The organism is Reyranella sp. (assembly GCF_017305915.1).
GTDB lineage: Bacteria > Pseudomonadota > Alphaproteobacteria > Reyranellales > Reyranellaceae > Reyranella.
In genome coordinates, this window is sequence record NZ_JAFKJN010000057.1 from 1 (window position 1) to 6,791 (window position 6,791).

The 6,791-nt window shown below is 64.9% G+C and carries 1 protein-coding gene; it reads left to right on the forward strand.

Features of this window, described 5'->3' with window-relative positions; all coding sequences use genetic code 11:
• Positions 1 to 12: 12 nt before the first annotated feature.
• Positions 13 to 6,791 (forward strand): hypothetical protein (locus J0J01_RS32645; RefSeq protein WP_296387820.1); only part of this gene is annotated, 6,779 nt, incomplete at its 3' end.

Sequence of the window (6,791 nt, forward strand, 5' to 3'; positions counted from 1 at the left end):
TTGGGGGAACGGATGGTTGCGATCTTCACGGGCGCCGGGACGGGATTCGAGCGCGGATCGGGGAGTGCCCTGGGATCGTCGGGTTTGCTGGGTTCGGCCAGTGTCGGGCGCGGTGGCGAACAGCTCCTCCTGAACGCCGCGACGGGGAATCTGCTGATCAGCCGGCAGGACGAATTCCTGGTCGGCCGCGGCCCGGACGTGGCGGTGAGCCGGACCTATAACAGCCTGGGCGACGGCTCGGACGACAATGGCGACAACTGGCTGCAGAGCACGGATCGCAAGCTCTTCGGCTTCGACGGCGCGCTCAACGCGGTCGGCTCGGTGGTCAAGCGCCGGGCGGCCGATGGCAGCGTGGTCACCTATGTCAGCGACGGCACGGCCTATCGCGCGACCAATTCCGCCGGCATCCACGACAAGGTCACCTATGACGGCAGCTGGCACTGGAGCAGCGAGGATGGCCGGATCGTCGAGGATTACGGCTATTGGGTGAACGGCTATGTCATCACCCGCCAGACCGACGCCACCAGCGGCGACAGCCTGACCTTCACCTATTCCGGCGACAAGCTGACCACGGTCACCACTGCGGACGGCGGCCAGATCCAGTATAGCTGGAGCGGCAACCACATCACCCAGGTCGTCTCGGGCGACGGCACCGCCACCCGCTATTATTACGACAGCTACGACCGGTTGAGCCGCGTCGATACCGAACTCACCGGCGGCGGCAGCGTCTATTCGCTCTTCTACACCTATGACGGCAGCTCGAAGCGCGTCGCCTCGCTTGCCCAGACCGACGGCAGCCGGATCGAGTTCACCTATGCGCAGATCGGCGGCGACTATCGGGTGACGGCCGTCAAGCAATGGGTCGACGAAGGCGTCAGCCGCACCACCCGCATCGACTATGACCTCGCCAATCGGGTCACCACGGTCATCGATCCCGCCGGGGTGGGAACCCGCTTCTACTATGATTCCGTCGGCAAGCTGACGCGGCTCGACGAAGCCGCTGCCGGCCCGGGCGCAGCCGAGCATATCACGACCTTCCAATATTCCGGCGACGATCTGGAGGCAGTGCGCGGCTATGACGGCGCGGCCAAGCTCGCGACGAACAGCTTCAGCTCCTACATGGCCTATCTCCGCGATGCGCGCGGCAACATCGTGCAGACGGTGGACGGCACCCTCCACACCGTGGTGCGCACCTATTCGGCGAGCAACCGGCTCCTCACCGAGACCAGCTATACCGGCCTGGATCCCGATGGCGCGGGCGGCGTGCTGCCTTCGGGCGGGATGACGACCCGCTATGTCTATGACAGCCAGGACCGGCTGACCTACACCGTCTCCGCCGAAGGCCGGGTGACGCAGTACAGCTACACCTATGACCTGCCGACGATGGTCACCACCTATGTCGACCAGCGCTTCAACCTTGCCGGATGGGCAGCGGATGTCGCGCCGAGCGCGGCGCAGATGGATGCGTGGCGCAGCGCCATCGCCGACAAGAGCACCGTCCAGCTCCACCAGAACTGGTATGACGGGCGCGGGAACCTGACCCGGACGACGGAATGGGGGGCGGCGAACGCCGACGGCACGCCTTCGAGCGCGAACGACTACAAGACGACCCATTATGTGTACGACAGCGCCGGGCGGCTGCTGAGCAAGACCGTTGCCGGCACCAACCCGCAGACCTTCGTCTATGACGGGCTGGGCCGCCTGATCTCGAGCACCGATGCCAATGGCGCGACCACGCTCACCATCTATCGCGACGGGCTGAACCAGGTCGACACGGTCACGCTGCCGGCGGGGGGCAATCTGGTCAACCAGAGCGGCTGGCCGACCCAGCCGGCGGGCAGCCAGCCGGTGCGCGGGCCGAACCTGGTCGACAACAGCCGGTGGCCGGAGGAAGTGGAGGGGCCCAACCTCATCGATCTCGCCAACTGGCCGGGGAATCCGGCTTCGGTGCCCGGCGGCACGGCGACGCTGCCGACCTGGAACAATTCCTACACTCCGGAAACCCAGTGGGTCAGCACGATCGGGCCGAACGGCTTGCCGGTCGTGGCGATGAATGCCGGCCAGTCCGACGCCTATGATCCCGGCGGCGGCAACCAAACGAACCTCTCCACCTATGATCCGACCAAGGCCTATCGGTTCACGTTGAACTTCCAGGTGACCGAGGCGAACAAGCATCTCGTCTTCTTCGGCCTTTTCGGTGACGGCGCCAACGCGATGGTCCGCAACGGGCAGGACGGTAGCGAGGATGGCAATCCCTATTTCACTTATGCGATTCCCGGCTCGGGCAATTCGCTTCAGGCGGGGCGCTGGTACACGATGGTGGGCTATGTCCTGCCCGCAGGTGCCGAGAACGTCGCCTGGGGCTCGCTCGGTGGCGTCTACGACGCGGAGACCGGCGACAAGGTCTTGAACGTCAACAGCTTCCGCTGGAACGAGACCTATACGGGGAGCAAGGCCGGAGTCCGCTTCTTCAACTATTACAACAAGGAAATTCAGGGCTATTACACCAATTTCTACAAGCCGGAGATGCACCAGCTGAACTTCGGCAGCGGTCCTGCCTCGATCGAAGGCTGGTCGAATGTCCTGTCCTATCTCGGCGAGACGCGCTGGACGCGTACCACGGGGCCGGATGGCAGCCCGGTCTGGGCGATCAAGACCGGCCAGCTGGATGCGAACGAACCCGGCGGCGGCAACCATAGCAATGCGATCACCATCGACGGCAGCAAGGCCTATGAATTCACTTATTACTTCAAGAAGACTGACCTGGATTCCCATAACATTTACTTCGGCGCGCAGGATGCATGGGACGGAAGCTCCTATGTGAGGCAGGCATGGGACGGAGGGGTACAGCACAACCCCTATTTCTTCAGTGCCGGTACGGACTGGCAGACCCAGAATCTGCAGAGCGACCGCTGGTACAAGGTCGTCGGCTATGTCTTCCCGGAGGGCAGCGCCAACATCAATACCGCCGACTATGGCGGCGTCTATGACATGACGACCGGCCAGCGCATCGCCAGCGTCAACAATTTCCGCTGGTACGAAGGCCGGCCGAGCAACCAGGTCACCTCGCGCTTCTTCAACTATTACGGGCAGGCCGATCAGGGCTGGTCGACGCTCTTCTACAAGCCGGAGGTCCGCGAATATCAGGGGCCGATGCCGGTGCAGGCCGGCTATGCGCAGGTGCCGGGCTGGTACAATCCTGGCTATCATGTCGACGAGACCAACTGGGTCCGGATGCTCGGGCCCGATGGCAGGCCAGTCGTCGCGATCCAGTCCGGACAGGCCGACTATAGTGCCGAGGGCGGCGGCAACTACACTAACACCGCGACCATTGATCCCAGCCAGGCCTATGAATTCTCGATCTATTTCCAGCTATCGGCCACCGATCAGCACCATGTCTATCTGGGCCTGACTCCCTCGTACCCGGCCTATGTCGACCAGCAATGGTCCGGCGTCGCGAGCGAGAATCCCTATTTCATGTACTGGGTGCCTACCGCTGCGGCGGGCTATCAGCCGGGCAAGTGGTACAAGATCGTCGGCTATGTGCTGCCCCAGGGATCCGCCCTGGGCACGGCGTCGAACTATGGCGGCGTCTATGACGTCGCGACGGGACAGAAGATCGAGGCCGTCTCCAATTATCAATGGTCGGCGGGTCGGCCCGACAACAGCGTCTTCCTCCGCTTCTTCAACTATTACGAAGAGTCGCTGCAGAACAAGAGCACCTATTTCTACGGTGCCTCGTTCCGCCCGGTCGACGATTTCGTCCAGTCCACGTTCGACGAGGCGACGCTCGTCCGGTCGGCGCATTATAATCGCGCCGGCGAGCTGGTCAGCCTGACCGAGGCGGGAAAGAACGTCACCGGCGGCACCGCCACCTATGCCTATGACGAGGCCGGCCGGCTGAAGAGCGCGACGGACTTCCGCGGCAACACGCATTATTACGTCTATGACAAGCGCGGGCGAAAGACCGCCGATGTCGCTGCCGATGGCACGATGGTCGAGTATCGCTACGATGCCGAGGGGCGACAGGTTGCGAGCGTCCGCTATTATCAGACGCTCAGCGTCGGGCAGATGCAGCTGCTCCGCGAGACCGACGGCATCCTCGACGTCGCGCGCATTCGACCCGTTGCGAGCGGTACCGTCGACGTCTGGACCTGGACGGTCTATGACATTGCCGGCCGGGTGCTGGAGACGATCCAGGGCGACGGTGCCGTCACTGCCCATGAATATGATGGCGCGGGCCGCCTGGTCCGCACCATGGGCTATGCCAACAAGCTGTCCAGCGGCCAGATCGCGGCGCTGATCGCCAATCCGGTGAGCGGCGTCCTGCTGCCGGGGAGCAGCGCCGGGGACAGGGCCTCGCGCAGCTTCTTCGACAAGGACGGCCTGCTGCTCGGCACGCTGGACGGCGAGGGCTATCTGAGCCGGACGCTCTATGACGGCGCCGGGCAGGTGATCGAGACGATCGCCTATGCCAATGCGACCGGCACGGCATATCGCGCCGCCGGCACGCTCGATCAGCTCGCGACGAGCGCTGGCACCAGCGGCGCGGATCGCCATGTCCATTTCGTCTATGATGGCCAGGGGCTGCTCCGCTACCAGATCGACCCGCTCGGCGCCGTCACCGAATATGGCTATGTCGAGCCCTATTCCTGGGCCTATGGCCGGGTGCGCAGCACGACGCGCTATGCGGGAACGATCGCGCTGCCCGGTACCTTCACGCTGGGTTCGGTGGCGTCCGCGCTTTCGAGCGCGGGACTGGTCGGCGCGGCGGGCAACCGCACCAGCTACAATGTCTACGACAGGGCCGGCCAGCTGATCTATGCGATCGACGCCGCGGGCGGGGTGATCGGCCATGTCTATGACGATCTCGGCCGGATCGTGAAGACGATCGCGTTCGCCGAGCCCCGACCGACCTCGAGCCAGCCGCTGCCGGGCGACATGGAAGCCTGGGCCGCGGCGCGCGCCGGCAACGCGGCCAACCGCGTCACGCGGGCCTTCTACAATGGCCGCGGCGACTTGCTCTACGCGATCGACGCCGAGGGCTTCGTCACCGAGAACCGCTACGATGCCGATGGCCGCGTCGTGCGGACGATCCGCTATGATCTGAAGACGAGCATTTCCGATGGCGCCACCGCGGCGGTGGTAGCTGCCGCAGTTGCTTCATCCGACTATGCTGACACGCAGACCGTCTACGACGTGCAAGGCCGGGTCTCCGATCAATATGACGCCGCGGGCACGCGAACTTGGTACTGGTATCGCGGCAACGGCCAGCTGGGGCAGGTCTCGCGCGCCTTTGGCACCGTCGACCAGAGTGATATCTGGTATTTTCATGACGCGGCGGGTCGTCTGCTCGTCCGTTACGACGCCGCGGGCACGCCCGAGCAGGCGATCACCCAGTATGAATATGATGGCCTGGGCGACCTGGTCAGCACGACGGACCCTAACTTCCACACGACGTCGTTCGACTATGACCGTGCGGGCCGCCTGGTCCGGCAGCGCAATTCCTTGGCCGAGCCCACTAACTTTACCTACAACGCATTCGGCGAGCGGGTGAGCGTCACCAACGCGCGCGGCTTCAGCACGTACAGCGAGTACGACCAGGCCGGTCGGGTGACGTCGGTGGTGGACGCGCTGAACTACACGACGACGACGCGCTACACGGCGTTCGGGGAAGTGGCGTCGGTAACGCGCGGCGCGGCGGTGACGAGCTTCGCGTACGACAAGCTGGGCCGGGCGGTGACGACCACCGATGCCGAGGGCGGGGTCGAGACGAGCGGCTATGACGCGTTCGGCAACCGGATCCGGTTGGTGAACAAGCTGGGTGGGATCACCGACTATAGCTATGACCGCCGCGGGCTGCTGGCCGAGGAAAGGGTCCAGGCGATCCTGGACGGGAGCGGCAACGTCGTCACGGCCGCCTTCTCGCGCAACCGCTATGAATATGACGCGCGCGGCAATGTGGTGCACCGGATCGAGGCGTATGGCCTGGCCGAGCAGCGCGACAGCTGGTTCGAATATGACAAGGCGAACCGGCTGACGTCGAAATGGGGCGAGGCGGTGTCGGTGGGGCTGTCGCAGGCCATGGCGACGCCGCGGGAATATTATCGCTACGACACGCGCGGCAACCTGGTCGAGACGATCGACGCGAACGGCGCGCGGACGCTCAGCTATTATGACGACCTGGACCGCAAGGTCGCGCAGGTGACGCCGGCGGGGACGGCGGGCACGCAGGGCGTGCTGTCGACCTTCGCCTATGATGCGGTGGGCAACCTGACCGCGAGCCGCACCTGGGCGACGCTGGTCGCGCTGCCGGGCATGGCGGGCGGCACGCCGCCGGGCAATCCCGGCGGGGCGTATCGCGAGACGGTCAACAGCTATGACAATCTCGACCGGCTGAAGACGACGAGCGTCGCGAACCAGAGCGTGGGCTATTGGAACGGCAGCAGCTATGCCTATGCGACGGGCGTCACGCTGACCACCAGCTACGACTATGACGTGGTCGGGAATGTGGTGCGCACGACCGGGCCGGACGGCGCGGTGGTCCACAGCTATTACGACGCGCTGGACCGCAAGACCGCGCAGGTCGATGCCGGGTCCTGGCTGACGACGTGGAGCTATGATGCGGAGGGCAATGTGCTTTCCGAGTGGCGCTATGCGGGGCAGGCGACCGGCGTCTCGATCGCGGGCTATGGCGCGCCGGGCACGCAAGGCGACGACCGCGTCACCAATTTCGCGTACGACAAGATGGGCCGGCGCATCCGCGAATCGCGCTGGCTGGTCGAGACCTG